At 68.9% G+C, this 14838-nt stretch carries 18 protein-coding genes and 2 tRNA genes; 6 read left to right on the top strand and 14 right to left on the bottom strand.

Features of this window, described 5'->3' with window-relative positions; translation table 11 throughout:
• The first annotated feature begins 59 nt into the window (after nt 1–59).
• On the top strand, nt 60–671 hold the full coding sequence (locus ABN611_RS12080) for a pentapeptide repeat-containing protein (protein WP_350279929.1): 612 nt from the start codon (nt 60–62) through the stop codon (nt 669–671).
• 62 nt (nt 672–733) lie between these two features.
• Here ABN611_RS12080 and ABN611_RS12085 read toward each other — a convergent pair whose 3' ends face one another.
• Nucleotides 734–1378, bottom strand: a complete 645-nt coding sequence (locus tag ABN611_RS12085) for a VanZ family protein (protein ID WP_350279930.1) — start codon at nt 1376–1378, stop codon at nt 734–736.
• Nucleotides 1379–1652: 274 nt separating this feature from the next.
• Here ABN611_RS12085 and ABN611_RS12090 point away from each other — a divergent pair, with 274 nt between their 5' ends.
• Nucleotides 1653–2474, top strand: a complete 822-nt coding sequence (locus ABN611_RS12090) for an endonuclease/exonuclease/phosphatase family protein (RefSeq protein ID WP_350279931.1) — start codon at nt 1653–1655, stop codon at nt 2472–2474.
• Here the strand turns inward: ABN611_RS12090 and ABN611_RS12095 are convergent.
• The 5 genes from ABN611_RS12095 to ABN611_RS12115 all read right to left on the bottom strand — a co-directional run bounded on the left by ABN611_RS12095 (nt 2462) and on the right by ABN611_RS12115 (nt 6211).
• Entirely contained in the window at nt 2462–3259 is a 798-nt protein-coding gene (locus ABN611_RS12095; protein ID WP_350279932.1) for a putative hydro-lyase, read from the bottom strand. The genes ABN611_RS12090 and ABN611_RS12095 overlap by 13 nt on opposite strands.
• A gap of 56 nt (nt 3260–3315) precedes the next feature.
• Complete coding sequence (locus ABN611_RS12100; RefSeq protein WP_350279933.1) at nt 3316–3954, bottom strand: SDR family NAD(P)-dependent oxidoreductase; 639 nt, start codon at nt 3952–3954, stop codon at nt 3316–3318.
• A 35-nt stretch (nt 3955–3989) separates the two neighbouring features.
• Nucleotides 3990–4598, bottom strand: a complete 609-nt coding sequence (locus tag ABN611_RS12105; protein ID WP_350279934.1) for an FMN-binding negative transcriptional regulator — start codon at nt 4596–4598, stop codon at nt 3990–3992.
• A 98-nt stretch (nt 4599–4696) separates the two neighbouring features.
• Nucleotides 4697–5473 (bottom strand): LLM class flavin-dependent oxidoreductase, encoded by a 777-nt coding sequence (locus tag ABN611_RS12110; RefSeq protein WP_350279935.1) that lies wholly within the window; start codon nt 5471–5473, stop codon nt 4697–4699.
• An 84-nt stretch (nt 5474–5557) separates the two neighbouring features.
• Complete coding sequence (locus ABN611_RS12115; RefSeq protein WP_350279936.1) at nt 5558–6211, bottom strand: cutinase family protein; 654 nt, start codon at nt 6209–6211, stop codon at nt 5558–5560.
• Between the two features lie 190 nt (nt 6212–6401).
• On the opposite strand from ABN611_RS12115, the gene ABN611_RS12120 reads away from it, so the two are divergent.
• Together ABN611_RS12120 and ABN611_RS12125 are read left to right on the top strand one after the other, a co-directional pair.
• A complete protein-coding gene (locus ABN611_RS12120) occupies nt 6402–6878 on the top strand; it encodes an NUDIX hydrolase (RefSeq protein ID WP_350279937.1) in 477 nt (158 codons plus the stop codon).
• A 3-nt stretch (nt 6879–6881) separates the two neighbouring features.
• On the top strand, nt 6882–7442 hold the full coding sequence (locus tag ABN611_RS12125) for a DinB family protein (RefSeq protein ID WP_350279938.1): 561 nt from the start codon (nt 6882–6884) through the stop codon (nt 7440–7442).
• A 4-nt stretch (nt 7443–7446) separates the two neighbouring features.
• Here ABN611_RS12125 and ABN611_RS12130 read toward each other — a convergent pair whose 3' ends face one another.
• Entirely contained in the window at nt 7447–7794 is a 348-nt protein-coding gene (locus ABN611_RS12130) for a nucleoside triphosphate pyrophosphohydrolase family protein (protein ID WP_350279939.1), read from the bottom strand.
• A gap of 37 nt (nt 7795–7831) precedes the next feature.
• On the opposite strand from ABN611_RS12130, the gene ABN611_RS12135 reads away from it, so the two are divergent.
• Nucleotides 7832–8308, top strand: coding sequence for an NUDIX hydrolase (locus tag ABN611_RS12135; RefSeq protein WP_350279940.1), 477 nt, complete (start codon nt 7832–7834; stop codon nt 8306–8308).
• 515 nt (nt 8309–8823) lie between these two features.
• Here ABN611_RS12135 and ABN611_RS12140 read toward each other — a convergent pair.
• The gene (locus ABN611_RS12140; protein WP_350279941.1) at nt 8824–9198 is read right to left on the bottom strand and encodes a YciI family protein; all 375 of its coding nucleotides are present in this window, start codon (nt 9196–9198) and stop codon (nt 8824–8826) included.
• A 117-nt stretch (nt 9199–9315) separates the two neighbouring features.
• Nucleotides 9316–10287, bottom strand: coding sequence for a hypothetical protein (locus tag ABN611_RS12145; protein ID WP_350279942.1), 972 nt, complete (start codon nt 10285–10287; stop codon nt 9316–9318).
• 104 nt (nt 10288–10391) lie between these two features.
• Between ABN611_RS12145 and ABN611_RS12150 the strand changes: the two genes are divergently transcribed.
• Nucleotides 10392–10751, top strand: a complete 360-nt coding sequence (locus ABN611_RS12150; RefSeq protein ID WP_350279943.1) for a YciI family protein — start codon at nt 10392–10394, stop codon at nt 10749–10751.
• Nucleotides 10752–10818: 67 nt separating this feature from the next.
• On the opposite strand, the gene ABN611_RS12155 is transcribed toward ABN611_RS12150, so the two are convergent.
• The 5 genes from ABN611_RS12155 to gyrA all read right to left on the bottom strand — a co-directional run bounded on the left by ABN611_RS12155 (nt 10819) and on the right by gyrA (nt 14802).
• Nucleotides 10819–10894 (bottom strand) — tRNA-Ala (locus tag ABN611_RS12155).
• Between the two features lie 9 nt (nt 10895–10903).
• Nucleotides 10904–11032, bottom strand: coding sequence for a DLW-39 family protein (locus tag ABN611_RS12160; RefSeq protein WP_238350767.1), 129 nt, complete (start codon nt 11030–11032; stop codon nt 10904–10906).
• Nucleotides 11033–11066: 34 nt separating this feature from the next.
• Nucleotides 11067–11143: transfer RNA gene (locus tag ABN611_RS12165), tRNA-Ile, on the bottom strand.
• 108 nt (nt 11144–11251) lie between these two features.
• Nucleotides 11252–12145, bottom strand: a complete 894-nt coding sequence (locus ABN611_RS12170; RefSeq protein ID WP_350279944.1) for a DUF3566 domain-containing protein — start codon at nt 12143–12145, stop codon at nt 11252–11254.
• The gene (gene gyrA, locus ABN611_RS12175; protein ID WP_350279945.1) at nt 12145–14802 is read right to left on the bottom strand and encodes a DNA gyrase subunit A; all 2658 of its coding nucleotides are present in this window, start codon (nt 14800–14802) and stop codon (nt 12145–12147) included. The genes ABN611_RS12170 and gyrA overlap by 1 nt, the downstream gene beginning before the upstream one ends.
• Nucleotides 14803–14838: the final 36 nt, after the last annotated feature.

The following is a 14838-nucleotide window of genomic DNA, read 5'->3' on the forward strand; positions in this document are numbered from 1 at the left end:
TCACAACTCTGTCGGTACGTCGTGGCAGGGTGAGGGCTCAACCGGACGGAGGAGTGGGCATGGCTGATCGGGTGGACGGGCGGCCGGCGGCGCCGACCGAGTCGACGATCCGGGACTGGGACGACGCGGATCCCTCCGGGCAGACGTACCGGCGGGTGCTGTTCGTGGACTCCGACCTGACCGAGGTGGAGAACCGCGGCGGCGTGTTCGAGGAGTGCACGTTCCGCGGGGTCCGGTTCAACGCGTCGACGCACACCGACGCCGCGTTCGTGAACTGCACGTTCGTCCGGTGCTCGCTGTTCGACGCCACGTTCACCCGGTGCAAGTTCGTCGGCAGCTTCTTCGACGACTGCACCTACAGCCTGATGAAGGTGTCCGGCGGCGACTGGTCGTTCACCGGGCTGCCGGGCGCGGACCTGAAGGGCACCGAGTTCACCGGCGTGAAGTTCCGCGAGGCCGACCTGACCGGCGTCCGCGCTCCGAAGGCGGTGCTCCGGGACCTCGACCTGTCCGGCGCGTTCCTGCAGAAGGCGGACTTCTCCGGCGCCGACCTGCGCGGATCCGACCTGTCGACCCTCGATCCGCTGACCGTCGCGCTGCGGAACGCCCGCATCGACGTGACCCAGGCGATGGTCGTCGCGGCCGCGCTCGGCCTCGACGTCCGGCCGTGACCTGTGGATATCCCCAAGTAGTCACGCGGTCATCCACGGTTCTATCCACAGCCTGTGGATAACTATCCGGATAACTGTGTGTTCGTTCTGTGATATCTCCGTGGCCTTCCCGGCGCTACGAGGATTTCCCGACGGTGCCGGGCCGGCTGCCGCGGCCGCCGTACGACGAGCAACGCCGCGTGCTCGACCACAGCCGGCGTGACGCGCGGCGCGAGCACCAGGCTCCGGGTCAGGAACCGCAGGCCGACCGCGAGCGCTACCCCGCAGAAGGCTCCGAGGGAGTTCGCGATCAGGTCGTGCAGCTGGCACGAACGACCGAGCTGCGGCAGCAGCGCCTGCACCGCCTCGACCGCGGCCGACATCCCGATCCCGGCGGCGACCCCTTCGACCGGCCGGCCGCTGGCGAGCGTGAGCATGCCCGCGACCGGGACGAACAGCAGGACGTTCAGCAGCCCTTGGAGCGAGGTCAGCCCACCGGTCGTGGTGAGGTGCGTCCCGCACTGACCGATCTGGCCGAGGCGGTGCGTCGTCGGGCTGAGCGTCACCGCGATCACCAGCGCGAACGCGGCCGGGATGCAGAACGCGGCCATCCGGGGGACCAGGTCGCCGGGACGGCGGAACGAGGAAAGTGCGATCGGCAGGGTCATGCCGGTGAGCACGAACCAGGTGTCCAACAGGTGCGGGATCCCGCGATAAGTCTCGAGCACGTGTCCGGACCCTCCCGTGGTCGACCTGACTCGAACTCTTCTCGACTTCGTCTTCCTGACATGACGATCAGCCGCGGGCTCCTGCTGCCGCCAGGGCTCTCCGGACATCTGCATGCAGCCGTAAACCGTCCGTGACAGTTCGTGACAGTCCGTGCACAAACTGACACGGAAGGAAGGTGCTCAAGGCAACGATCATGTGTCAGCCGGAGTGGGTACCAGGGGTGCGCACCCGAGCCCTGAGGAGCCTGACGTGGTGGATCCGCGGTTTCGCGCAATGACCTGGAACATCTGGTGGCGCTTCGGACCGCGCTGGCGCGAACGTCAGCCCGGCATCCTCGCCACCATCGATCGCTTCACCCCGGACGTGGTCGCCCTGCAGGAGGTCTGGAGCGCGGAGGGCAGCACGCAGGCGCACCAGTTCGCGGACGCGCTCGGAATGCACGCGGTCTTCGCGTCCCCGTCGTACCCGCGAACTCCCGAGCCGACGTTGACGCCCGAGCACGACGGAGTGGAGCTGGGCATCGCGTTGCTGAGCCGCTGGCCGATCCTCGAGCAGGAGGTGATCCCGCTGCCGGCCCGGCATCGTTCCTGGGATCCTGTCGCGCTGCGCGTCCGGATCGCGCATCCGGTCGGCCCGTTGCCGGTCGCGGTGTCGCGCCTGGAGCATGCGACGACCTTCAGCGACGACCGGCTCGCGCAGGCACGGCTCCTGGCCGACCTCGGGACCGACCCGGCCAGCGACGGGCCCTGCCCGTCGCTCGTGATGGGCGACCTGAACGCGGCGGCCGACAGCGCCGTACTGCGTCCGCTGCGGGAGGTGCTGGTCGACGCCTGGACCGCGGGCAACGGCGCCGCCGACGCGGTGACACTGCCGTCGACGCATCCGTCCGCTCCGCTCGAGGCCGGACCGGAACTGGTCGATCAGCGCATCGACCACATCTTCTACCGTCCGGGCCACGAGGATCAGCTGGTCAGCGTCGAGTCCGCGGTCATCGCCGGGGACGCGGTCGACGGCGTGTACCCGTCCGACCATCGCGCCGTGATCTGCGATTTCCGCTGGCGGAACGGCCGGCCGGGTGAGACCTACGACGCCTGAAGGCGGTAGTCGCTGTCGCGGCGGTCGGTGATGAACATGTAGCCGGGGGCGTGCGTGATCGCGAACGGCGGCCGCGACGCCATCAACGCGGCCTGCGGGGTGACCCCACACGCCCAGAACACCGGTACGTCGCCGTCCGCCGCATCCACCGGATCGCCGAAGTCCGGGCTGGCCAGGTCGGCGATGCCCAACTCGGCGGGATCGCCGATGTGGACCGGGCCGCCGTGCACGGCCGGCATGGCTCGGGTGATCCGGACCGCGTCGTCGACCCGGTCCGCCGGTATCTGCCGCATCGACACGACGAGCGGACCGTGCAGCCGGCCGGCGGGCTCGCATTCGCGGTCGGTCACGTACATCGCGACGTTCCGCCCTTGGTCGACGTGCCGCAGCGGGATCCCCGCGGCGGCCAGCGCGGTCTCGAACGTGAAGCTGCAGCCGAGCGAGAACGCGACCAGGTCGTCGCGCCACGCCTCGGTCGCGTCCGCCACCTCGGCCACGAGTTCGCCGTCCCGCCAGATCCGGTACCGCGGGATGTCGGTCCGCAGGTCCGCGCCGCGCGCGAGCCGCGTCGTCGGGTCACCCGGGTCGCTGACGTCGAGCACCGGGCAGGCCTGTGCGTTGCGCGTGCAGAACAACAGGACGTCGTACGCCCAGTCCTCGGGGACCGCGATGAGGTTGGTCTGCGTGTACCCGCCGGCCCAGCCGTTGGTCGGGCCGCTGTAGTCGTCGCGGAACAGCGACCGGGCCTGGGCCGGCGTGAGCGTTGCCGTCGTTGCAGTCGTCATGGGACCCCCTCTCAGGTGATCCCACGATAGAGATTGTTGAACAATACGACAAGAGGTCAGATGACCACTTCGTGCATCCAGTCGGCCGGGATCTGGGTGTGCAGTCGCCAGTAGTGGCCGGCGATCTCGTCCGGGTCCCAGCCGGTGCCGGGTGCGACGCCGCCGCTGACGGTGATGCTCGCGGCATGCAGGCCCGCGGCGCCGTACTGCTGGTCGATCAGGCTGACGACCGTGCGGACACCGGCCTTACCGAGCGAGAGGCTTGCGTACTCCGGTTTCGAGGCGGGCATTCCGCCGGTGATCAGGAACGTCCCGCGGCCGCGCTCGGCCATCGCGGGCGCGAGGTGCGCGGCGGTGGTGATCGCGCCGACCACGTTCACCGCCAGCGCGTCGAGGTGCTGCTGGGCGGTGAGGTCGCCGATCCGGTCCGGCTGGATCAGCGCGGCGTTGTACACGACCACCTCGGGTACGCCGTACGCCTCGACGACCTGGTCGAGGGCGGCGCGGAGCCCGGGCTCGTCGGTCACGTCAGCGGTCACCGGGAGCACGTCGGCGTTGCCCAGCTCCGCGGCCACGGCCTTCACCGTGGCCTCCGACCGCGCGATCAGGCCCGCGCTCATACCCTCGCGGACGAACCGCCGCGCCACCGCCGCCCCGATTCCAGGACCGGCTCCTACTACGATCACTCCAGCCATGGGCGGGACGATAAACCTTGACCCTGGGGGCAAGGTCAAATCTGTTGTTCCACTGCGGCGGCCGTCCGGTGCTCGCCGTCGCCGCGGAGGCCGGCGATCACCCCGGCGACGTCAGCGGCCGGGCGGTTCTGGCTGAGCTTGAGCTTGGCCTCGATCCGCTTGATCGCGATCTCGACGCCGACGATCGCCCTCAGCTGACCACTGACGAACTTCGCGGGCGCATCATCGACTGACCACGGCTCCGCTCGCGGCGCCTCGTGGTGGTCCGAGAGACGCCGTACGACGTCCTCGACCCAGGCCGGGTCGTCGTACACGGTCATGGTCCCGTAGACGTGGGCGGTGACGTAGTTCCAGGTCGGGACGACGCGACCGTGCTCCTGCTTGGACGCGTACCAGGACGGCGAGACGTACGCGTCCGGGCCGCGCATGATCACCAGCGCATCGCCGCTCACGGGCCGGCGCCAGTGCTCGTTGTTCCGTGCGAAGTGTCCCAGCAGCACGTTGCGGTCCGGGTCGTGCACGAACGGCAGCATCGTCGCCGTCAGCCCGTCCGGCGTCATCGTCACCAGGTCCGCGGCTCCGTGGTTGGACAGCAACGCCTGAACCGCCTCGTCGTCACCTGCGAAATGCGCGGGTACGTACATCACTCACATCCTCGACTCGCTTCTCCGGCACCACTCTCGGTCGTGGTGCCGGCCGGTCGACAGGTCCAATCCGCAGGGCTTTCACCAGCCCACTGCGGTCAGCCTTGGTAGCGGGTGCGCAGTTCGGCGGCTTGGTCGTAGTCGCGTCGCCAGTCTCCGGTGGGCGGGAGGATGACGCGTCCGACACCGGCTGCCTCGTACTCGGCGAGTTGGGCGATCGGGTCGCCTTGGAGTTGTGGTGCGACGACGGTCGCCTTCAGTTGCTTGCCGTTGGCAAGTGCGTTGATCTGCTCGAGGTTGGCGCGCACCTCGTCCGGCGACTGCGCGATCGTCGCCCAACCGTCGGCGTACTTCGCCGCACGCCGGTGCGCCCGCGCCCCGCCGCCGGCCACGAAGATCGGCGGCACAGTCGCGCCGGGGGAGATCTGGATGTCCGCGACAGGCTTGCCGGCGATCAGGTCAGGCAGCACCGCGAGCGCCTCGTCCGTCAGCCGCCCACGCTCGGAGAACTCCACACCCGCCGCCCGCCATCCGACGTCACCATGCGCCGGGTTGCCCGTCCCGACGCCGAGCACGAGCCGGTTGCCCGACACCAACTGCAGCGTGCTGACCTGCTTCGCCGCCCACGCGACAGGCCGCAACGCCAGCAGCATCACGTTGTACCCGATCGTGATCCGCTCGGTCACCGCGGCCGCAGTCGCCAGTACGACGGAACTGTCGAGCATCGGCGCACTCGCGATCAGATGATCCGTCGACCACACCGAGTCCAGCCCCACCTCCTCGGCGTACCGTGCACTGTCCCGCACATCCCCAAGAATCGCCCGCCCGGCCTCCGGCGACGACGTCGGCAGAATGACCCCGATCTCAACACCCATACCCGAGGCAACCACCACCGCCGGCACCTCTATTCCGCGGGTACTGCGGACACCTGCTGTGGATGTCCGCAGTACGTGTGGTTGTCAGGGGATGTAGACCCCGTTGAACCACTGGCCGCGGGCGTCGTCGGAGTACACGTCGACGTTGAAGTTGTAGTTGCCGTGCTTGCCTTCCCACAGGTAGCCGGGGAGGCCCGAGGTCGCGTTCGCGTCGCAGATGATGTCGTCGGTGCAGAGCGTCAGCGTCGGGATGTCACCGAAGTTGTTGTCGGCGCCCGCGAGGGGCGCGCCGACGACCGGTGCGACCAGCGGGTGCGCGGCGGCACCGGGCGCGCCCGGACCGGCGGCCCGCTTCGGGTCCGCGATCAGGACCGCGTTGACGTTGTCGATGGTCGGCCAGTTCTCCGACACCCAGGTGTGGACAACGGCGGCGCCGAGCGAGAAGCCGACCGCCTTCACGTGCTGGTCGGGGCAGGCGTTGCGGTGGTCGCGGATCAGCCGGTTCAGCTCATTCACACCCAGGCGGGCGTTGTGACCGATCGGCTGGGCCGGGTACCCGACGCGCTGGCTGATGTTGCCCTGCCAGTACGGCGCTTTGGAGTCGTTGTCGCCGGTACCGCCGACCACGATCGTGTACGTGCCGCCGCAGTCGGCCGCCTGCGCAGAAGGGGCCGCGACGACGTACACGCCGCCGGCCGCCGCGACCAGACCGGCCACCAGTGCCGCTAGTTTTCTCATCGAATTCTCCCGAGTAGGAAATGCGGAGCGGTTGCTCGCCAGGGACGCTAACAGCGCTCCGTCACAGCTCGGTGACACGAGCGGATGCGGCCAGCCGATGGCCGGATGTGGCCGATCGGTGAGGGTTTCTCAATCCTTGCCTCAGGCAACTGCAGTGCGCGGCGCGCGGCGGTCGGGTTAGGGTCCGGGGATGAGTCGACGGGTGGCTGCGTACGCCGTGTGTGTCGAGAACGAGCGGGTGCTGCTGGCGCGGTACGTCTCGCCGTACGGCGACGGGAGCTGGTGGACCTTGCCGGGCGGTGGGGTCGATCCGGGTGAGGATCCGTTCGACACCGTGACCCGCGAGGTGGCCGAGGAGACCGGGTACGAGTCCGTGGTGGAGCGCCTGCTCGGCGTCGACTCCCGGATCGTGCCCGCCGCGGAACGGCGCATCCCGGGCGACGTCGACCACCAGAACATCGGCATCTTCTACGCCGTCCGCATCACCGCCGGCACCGCCCGCCCCGAGCCGAACGGGGAGACCGCCGAGTCCGTGTGGACCCCGATCAGCGAGGTCCCGACGCTGGACCGCGCCGCGCTCGTCGACATCGGCGTCGCGCTGGCCCAGACCCGACCGCCGACCGGGCACGTGCCGCCGGTCGAGATCGGTCCGCTGGTCAGGTACTGAGCCATGGATCTGAAGGCGGAACTGTTGGAGGCGCTGCGGGCGGGGCGCGCGGTCATGCTCGCGAAGCTGGACGGCCTGGGGGAGTACGACGTACGGCGGCCGCTGACTCCGACGGGCACGAACCTGCTCGGGTTGGTGAAGCATTTGGCGGGGTTGGAGTATGGGTACCTGGGCGACGCGTTCGGCCGACCGGCGGTCGAGCGGCCGACGTGGTTCCGGGACGACCCGTACACCGAGATCGATCTGTGGGCGACACCGGACGAGTCGCGTGAGTACATCGTCGGCGTCTACCGCCAGGCCTGCGCACACGCCGACCGGACCGTCAACGACCTCGACCTGGACAGTCCGGGGTACGTCGCCCACTGGGACCGGGAGACCACACTGGGCGCGCTGCTGATCAGAATGGTCGCCGAAACATCCCAACACGCAGGCCACGCCGACATCCTCCGCGAACAACTGGACGGCCAACTCGGCCGCGACTCAGACACAGTCGCAGCCAACGCCACCTTCTGGACCACCCGCCGAGCCCAAATCCAAGCAGCCGCCGACCACTTCCGCCCCTAACCCGTCACCGCTGGTCGCCGTCGCCGTGGAGGACGCCGCGCGCGACCCGGTCCGCGAGCTTGGTGATGTTGCGCTCGGCAACATCTTCGAGCCGGATGCCGAGCCGGGTACACAGCTCGGACAGATACCACAGCACATCCCCCAACTCGAGCGTCAACGCCTCCCGATCAGCATCGCTGATCACGCCCTCCCGATCCCGGAAGATCTTCTTCACCTTCCCGGCAACCTCACCCGCCTCGTTCACCAACCCAAGCGTCGGATAGACGATCGGATGGTCGGTAGCGATCGGCGCCCCGGTCCGCGCCGCAGCCTCCTGGTACCGCTTGAAGTCGAAAGCACCCTGCTCGATCACCCGCGCAAGTCTGCCACCCGTGAAAGACTCGCCACCCATGTACGACCTCCCGGTCCACAACTCCGACGGCTCGATCCTCCTCACCTTCGACCGCCTCCGAGAAGAAGACCTGAGCCGCCTGGATCCGTCCGCCCCACTGACAGCCTCGCTGGTCGTGCTCTGGTACGGACACGAGTGCCTGATGGTCTTCAACCGATACCACCAGGCGTGGGAACTCCCCGGCGGCATGCTCGATCCAGGCGAATCCCCTCGAGAGGCCGCCGTACGAGAACTCGCCGAGGAGAGCGGCCAGCAAGCAGACACCCTCGACTTCGCCGGCGTGGCCAAAATCCAGGTAGCCCCCGACCACCGCCTGGAGCACCTCGCGATCTACCAAGGCTCCATCTCCACGCCCCAGCCCTTCACCCCGAACAACGAGATGTCAAAAGCCACCTGGTGGACCCCAGGCAACCCGCTGCCGGACCTACCCCCAATAGACGCAGCCCTGGCAACCCTCTGCCCACACGAGCGGTGATCCAACTCGGGAATGTTCGGGTACGTCGGCCTCCTGCAGCTTGCCGTGTACGTCCCGACGGATCCGCCTTCCGCCCGGCATGACGTCCGACATCGAACCTACCGAGCGACCCGCGCAGACCTGTGCTGTCCGCGGCTGAAGGCCAGCCGACCTCGCAGAGGTCGAACCCGCCGGTGACGCTCACGCTCGGTCGCCCCCGCTCCACGCCGCCTCGACTGCCCCCGGCTCCGCGCCCTCTCGACCGCCCCACTCGGCGCCGCCTCGGCGCCCTGGTCGATGCCGTCTCGTATGCCCCGCCGGTGACGAACCCGCGGCCCGCCTTTGTCGACGCCGTCTCGGATGCCCCTCCGCCGACGGCAGCGCGGTGCGTACCTGGCGGTGAACGCACCTCGAGCGGTCCGACGTACCGCCAAGCGGAGTGGGCAAGTGCGCGGGCCCCGCCAAGCGGAGCGGGCGAGCGCGGGCCCCGTCAAACGGGGTGGGCGACTGCGGGCTCTGACCCACCCCGTCCGCAGTCAAGCAGTTTCGGTGGGGTTGGGGCGTTCGAAGTCGGGGAAGCGGTGGAGCTCCTGGGGCCAGTTCAGGGCGACGGCGAGGCGGCCGGCCCAGTAGCGGGCCGTGGCGTCGTCGGGGGCGTCGATCACGGCGAACCCGCCCAGGTGTTCCTTCGTCTCGGCGTACGGCCCGTCGCTGAAGATCGGCTCCCCGTCCTTCGCCTCGACGCTGCAGATCGCGGTCGAGGCGTCGAGCGCGCCGTTGCTGAAGATGAAGACCCCGGCGTCCTCCATCTCGGCGATCACCGCGCGCCCGGCGACACTCTTGGCGCCGAGCTCCTCCTCGGTGTGCTCGGGCACCCACTCATCGTTGAACGAGATCAGATACTGCGCCACAGCCATCTCCTCTCAGGCAGTGCGACCCACCCAGGCCGCCACACCCTCACCACGAACACCGATCCCCGGATCCGACACCGTCCCCCAAGGATTCTCGCGAACCAGCGTGACAAAGGCCTAGCGGATGGTCGACGCCTGAAGTCTCTCAACGAGCTGCGAAGTACGCGGCACACCGGCAGCCTCCAAGGCCATCAGCGCCGCACCCCCAAGCGGATCGAGCACGGCATCGGCAACGCTGATGCAGGGTTCAGAACTGGCTACCAGAAACCGCGAGATCCGCTCGCCGAACTCAGCGGCCGTGGCCAACGCCCCCGCCAGTGCCACCGGCACCACACTCACATCAACCAACGGTGCCAACAACCGCACACCGACGGCAGTCTTCTCAGCCAACCGCGTCACCGCAGCGTCGGCGAGCGGAGAGCTGTATACGGCGCCCATGACCGCCGGCGCCAACCCACCGTACCGATGCTTCACGTCGTTGCGGTCCTGCCCGCCAAGCCCGAGCAAGACCCGACGCAGCTCATCAACGTCGCGAGCGCCCCACCACTTCAGCACCGTCCGGACCAACGGCAAATCGTCAGCGGTGTGATCGCCGATGAGGATGCGCTGCATGACGTCGTAGACGAGATGCCGTGCGCCGCCGGCGTAGTGCTGGAACCGACCACTGTCGACCACCACCCCGTCCTCGCCAATCGCCGCGATCATCGAACCGGTCCCCGCCACGACAATCACCCCGGGCGCCCCGCCAAGCGCACCGCGATGCGCGACCACCGAGTCGTTCACCACCTGCCGCGGGCAGGTCAGCCCAGTCCCTTCGAAGAAGGTGCCGATCCACTCGTTGGCGCGATCTGTCTCGTAGCCGGCCAGGCCGGCCGTCAACGCGACGGCGTCCTCCGCCGCGAGTCCGCCGACACCAAGCGCGGCGGCGACCGTCGACTGGAAATGCTGGACGGCAGCGTGGTTATGAGTAGGTGACCCACCCTGCCCGGTGTGGCGCGCCAGCAGCACCCCGTCGAGGCCGAAACAGCCGACCCTGGTCTGCGTCCCGCCCGAATCGACCGCTACGACGTACGGCGCTGAGCTCGGCATGGCCGGGATGATAGGAGATGTGTGGGGGTTGTCGGATTCGTCGGGCGGCGTTCGTTGCGTGGGTGGAGGCGGACGACGGGTCCGCTCGAGTTGAAGGAGCAGGCATGCCCGCGTACCTCATCTACTTCAATCAGCAGTGGGTCGGCGACCACCCCGAGGAGTGGTTCCGCGGGCGGGGGCCGCGGGCCAGGGCGGTCACGGAGGAGATGAAGGCAGCCGGCGTGTACGTCTTCGCCGGTGGACTCGAAGAGGAGGACGGACCGATCTACAGCGCGGATCCCACCAGCGGCGAGGTACTGGTCACCGACGGGCCGTACGTCGAGAGCAAGGAGTTCCTGGGCGGTTTCGCCCTGGTCAGCGTCCCCGACGACGAGACCGCGAAGATGTGGGCAGCCAAGGTCGCCGAGGCCTGCGGCTGGCCCCACGAAGTACGCCGCTTCAAACCCCAAGGCCGAACCGAGTAAGCCCGCAACTAGCGGCCAAACAAAACCGGACCCCAATCAGGGGTCCGGGATCTCGTGAAAGATCACATGGTGGAGACGAGGGGACTTGAACCCCTAACCCCTGCCTTGCAAAGGCAGTGCTCTGCCAGTTGAGCTACGCCCCCGTGGGGTGGTCAGTGGCCCGGGGTGACCGGGTCGGCGACCTCGGCCCAGAGGTCCTTCTCGGCGCGGGACTGCTGGGTCTTCTTGTAGACGAAGTATCCACCGACGCCGGCCAGCAGCACCAGCAGGAACTTTCTCAGCACCGGGACTCCTCGGATCGGACTTCACAGTGGGTGGTGGGCCTAACTGGACTTGAACCAGTGACCTCTGCCTTATCAGGGCAGCGCTCTAACCGTCTGAGCTATAGGCCCGCGTACCGCGGTGTCGAACCCGGGAGAGATTACCGCACCAAGTGCCCTACTCCCAAACCGGTTCCGGCCAGGCCCGCGGCGGGCCCGGCCGGAGCGGGGAATACCAGGTCAGTCCTCCGACGCCAGCGTGACTTCGAGGCCGCCGAGCAGCGTGGCGGCGATGTTGTAGAGGAACGCTCCGAGGGTCGCGAGCGCCGTGATGATCAGCACGTCGGCGCAGGCGAGCAGGGTGGTGAAACCCATCACCTTGCCGGTGTTGATGTAGTTCTCCACGCGGAACGGTTCGCCGGTCGGGGTGCCCAGGACCTCGCGGACGGTCGAGTTGATGTTCTCGAAGACGCCGGCCGCGCCGATCGCGGACCAGACGATGAAGACCGCGACCCAGGTCACGATGCCGAACGCGATCGCCAGCAGGAACGCCGTCTTCATCACCGACCACGGGTCGATGCGGGCCATCCGCAGCCGCGCCTTCCGGGTCTGCGGCCGGCCCGACGTCTTCGCGTCCTTCTCGGCGTGCCGTTCCTGCTTCGCCGTGGCCCGCTCCGACTTGTCCGGCTTGGTCGCCTTCACCGCGGCCGCCTTGTCCATCACGGCCTGGCGCGCCGCGCTCATCCGGTCACCGAACGAGTCGGTCTTCGCCTCGGTCTCGCCGTACGACGCCCCGACCGGAGCCGAAGGCGAAGGCGAAGGCGACGACTGGCCAGCGCCCGGCGCCGACCACGGCTCCGGGCGTCCCGGCGTACTCGGGGACGGCTGACGCACCGGAGCGGCGCCGGCACCCGGCGTACCGGGTCGAGGCTGCGGACGGTATTCGGCGGCCGGCCGCTGACCGTTCGGCGTACCCGTCCTCTGCTGGCCGTTGGCGCCGGGGACGCCGTTGGAACGACCGTTGGAGGCCGGGTTGCCCGGGGCAGCGGACGGCTTCCCGCCCGGCGACGTGCGCTGGGAGTTCGAGCTGTCGGCCGCACCCTCAGGCCAGGTCGGCCTCGCGCGGTTGGTCATCAGTCACCCTCCTGGCCGGCTTCGTCGCCTTCGACGGTAGCCGCGCCGTCGACGTCCGTCGAACGCTGGTCATCAGTCTGGACGCTCTCAGAGGTGGATTCGGTTGTCGCTCCGTCCACATTCTGGGCACCTTCAGCGACAGTACCCTCCTCGGCCGCTTCCGATTCCTCCCCGACCACGGTCAGATCGGTGTTCCGGGCGATCGCGACCACCGCGTCGGACTCGCCGACGCCGGCGAACCGCACACCCATCGTGTCGCGGCCCTTCACCGGGACGCTGTCGACCCGGCTCCGGACGACCTGGCCGCTCGCCTTGATCGCCAGCACCTGGTCCTCGTCGACGACGATGATCGCGCCGACCAGCGAGCCGCGCTCGTCGTTCAGCTTGACGGCCTTGATGCCGAGGCCGCCGCGCCCCTGCTGCCGGTACTCCGACACGCGCGAACGCTTGGCGTACCCGGCGTCGGTCACGGTGAACACGAACTGCGTGTCCTCGTCCGCGCCGGCCCGGATCACCGACATCGACAGCAGCTCGTCGCCGGAGCGGAACTTCATGCCGGTGACACCGGAGGTGGCCCGGCCCATCGGCCGCAGCTGCTCGTCGTTCGCGGTGAAGCGGATCGACTGGCCCTTGCGCGACACCAGCAGCAGGTCGTCCTCGGCAGTCGCCAGGTCGGCGCCGATCAGCTCGTCGTCGTCCTCGCGGAAGTTGACTGCGATGATGCCGCTCTGCCGCGCGGAGTCGTAGTCGCGCAGCGCCGTCTTCTTGACCAGGCCCTTCTTGGTCGCGAGCACCAGGTAGTCCGCCTGCTCGTAGTCCCGCAGTGTCAGGACCTGCGCGATCTCCTCGTCCGGCTGGAACGAGAGCAGGCCGGCGACGTGCGAGCCCTTGGCGTCGCGGGCGGACTCGGGCAGCTGCCACACCTTGGCCCGGTACACCCGGCCCTTGGTGGTGAAGAACAGCATCCAGTGGTGGTTGGTGGTGGCGAAGAAGTGGCTGATCTCGTCCTCGGCCCGCAGCTGCGCGCCCCGGACCCCCTTGCCGCCGCGGTTCTGTACGCGGTACAGGTCGGTCTTGGTGCGCTTCGCGTACCCGCCGCGGGTGATCGTGACGACGACGTCCTCGTCCGGCACCAGGTCCTGCACCGACAGGTCGCCGTCGGCCGCGATGATCTCGGTCCGGCGGTCGTCGCCGTACCGCTCGACGATCTCGGCAAGCTCGTCCTTGACGATCCCGCGCTGCCGCACCGGGCTCGCCAGGATGTCCTCGAGGTCGGCGATGATCGCCTCGAGCTCCTGCAGCCGCTCGATGATCTTCTGCCGCTCCAGGGCCGCCAGCCGGCGCAGCTGCATGTCGAGGATGGCCTGCGCCTGGATCTCGTCGATGTCGAGCAGCTGGATCAGACCGGTGCGCGCCTCGTCCACGTCGGGGCTGCGCCGGATCAGCGCGATCACCTCGTCGAGGGCGTCCAGCGCCTTCACGTACCCGCGGTAGATGTGCGCGTTCTTCTCCGCCTCGCGCAGCCGGAACCGGGTCCGCCGCTGGATGACCTCGATCTGGTGGTCGATCCAGTGGCTGATGAACAGGTTCACGCTGAGCGTGCGCGGTACGCCGTCCACGAGCGCCAGCATGTTGCACCCGAAGGTGTCCTGCAGCTGGGTGTGCTTGTAGAGGTTGTTCAGTACGACGCGCGGCTGGGCGTCGCGCTTCAGCACGATGACGAGCCGCTGGCCGGTCCGCGACGAGCTGTCGTCGCGGATGTCGGCGATGCCGTTCACCTTGCCGGTGTTCACCAGCTCGGCGATCTTCTGCGCCAGGTTGTCCGGGTTGACCATGTACGGCAGCTCGGTGACGACCAGGCTGGTCCGGCCCTTGGCGTCCTCCTCGATGTCGACCACCGCGCGCATCGTGACCGAGCCGCGGCCGGTGCGGTACGCGTCGTCGATGCCCTTGTAGCCGACGATCAGCGCGCCGTTCGGGAAGTCGGGGCCCTTGATGTGCTGCAGGCAGGCCTCGAGCAGCTCCTCCTGGGTGGCGTCCGGGTGCTCCAGCGCCCAGTCCACCGCGGCCGCGACCTCGCGCAGGTTGTGCGGCGGGATCTGGGTCGCCATCCCGACCGCGATCCCGGAGGAGCCGTTGACCAGCAGGTTCGGGAAGCGGGACGGCAGGATCACCGGCTCCTGCGACTTGCCGTCGTAGTTCGGCCGGAAGTCGACCGTCTCCTGGTCGATGTCGCGGACCATCTCCATCGCCAACGGCGCCATCCGGCACTCGGTGTACCGCATCGCGGCCGCCGGGTCGTTACCGGGCGAACCGAAGTTCCCCTGGCCCTGGATCAGCGGCGCCCGCATCACCCACGGCTGCGCGAGCCGGACCAGGGTGTCGTAGATCGCCGAGTCGCCGTGCGGGTGGTACTGACCCATGACGTCACCGACGACGCGGGAGCACTTGTTGAAGCCGCGGTCCGGCCGGTAGCCGCCGTCGTACATCGCGTAGAGGATCCGGCGGTGCACCGGCTTCAGGCCGTCGCGGACCTCGGGCAGCGCGCGGCCGACGATGACCGCCATCGCGTAGTCGAGGTACGACTGCTGCATCTCGGTCTGCAGGTCGAGCGGCTCGATCCGGTCGTGGCCCGGCGAGGTGGGGGTCTCGGTCATGAAAAGTCCCGTTCAGATCTGGTACGTCGGTGTGCT

Origin of the sequence: Kribbella sp. HUAS MG21 (assembly GCF_040254265.1) — a bacterium.
Lineage (GTDB): Bacteria > Actinomycetota > Actinomycetes > Propionibacteriales > Kribbellaceae > Kribbella.

Excerpts from the sequence above, each read along its gene's own strand:
- ABN611_RS12080 (WP_350279929.1), top strand. The coding sequence starts at position 60 with ATGGCTGATCGGGTGGACGGGCGGCCGGCGGCGCCGACCGAGTCGACG.
- ABN611_RS12090 (WP_350279931.1), top strand. The coding sequence starts at position 1,653 with ATGACCTGGAACATCTGGTGGCGCTTCGGACCGCGCTGGCGCGAACGT.
- ABN611_RS12095 (WP_350279932.1), bottom strand. The coding sequence starts at position 3,259 with ATGACGACTGCAACGACGGCAACGCTCACGCCGGCCCAGGCCCGGTCG.
- ABN611_RS12100 (WP_350279933.1), bottom strand. The coding sequence starts at position 3,954 with ATGGCTGGAGTGATCGTAGTAGGAGCCGGTCCTGGAATCGGGGCGGCG.
- ABN611_RS12105 (WP_350279934.1), bottom strand. The coding sequence starts at position 4,598 with ATGTACGTACCCGCGCATTTCGCAGGTGACGACGAGGCGGTTCAGGCG.
- ABN611_RS12110 (WP_350279935.1), bottom strand. The coding sequence starts at position 5,473 with ATGGGTGTTGAGATCGGGGTCATTCTGCCGACGTCGTCGCCGGAGGCC.
- ABN611_RS12115 (WP_350279936.1), bottom strand. The coding sequence starts at position 6,211 with ATGAGAAAACTAGCGGCACTGGTGGCCGGTCTGGTCGCGGCGGCCGGC.
- ABN611_RS12120 (WP_350279937.1), top strand. The coding sequence starts at position 6,402 with ATGAGTCGACGGGTGGCTGCGTACGCCGTGTGTGTCGAGAACGAGCGG.
- ABN611_RS12125 (WP_350279938.1), top strand. The coding sequence starts at position 6,882 with ATGGATCTGAAGGCGGAACTGTTGGAGGCGCTGCGGGCGGGGCGCGCG.
- ABN611_RS12135 (WP_350279940.1), top strand. The coding sequence starts at position 7,832 with ATGTACGACCTCCCGGTCCACAACTCCGACGGCTCGATCCTCCTCACC.
- ABN611_RS12145 (WP_350279942.1), bottom strand. The coding sequence starts at position 10,287 with ATGCCGAGCTCAGCGCCGTACGTCGTAGCGGTCGATTCGGGCGGGACG.
- ABN611_RS12150 (WP_350279943.1), top strand. The coding sequence starts at position 10,392 with ATGCCCGCGTACCTCATCTACTTCAATCAGCAGTGGGTCGGCGACCAC.
- ABN611_RS12170 (WP_350279944.1), bottom strand. The coding sequence starts at position 12,145 with ATGACCAACCGCGCGAGGCCGACCTGGCCTGAGGGTGCGGCCGACAGC.
- gyrA (WP_350279945.1), bottom strand. The coding sequence starts at position 14,802 with ATGACCGAGACCCCCACCTCGCCGGGCCACGACCGGATCGAGCCGCTC.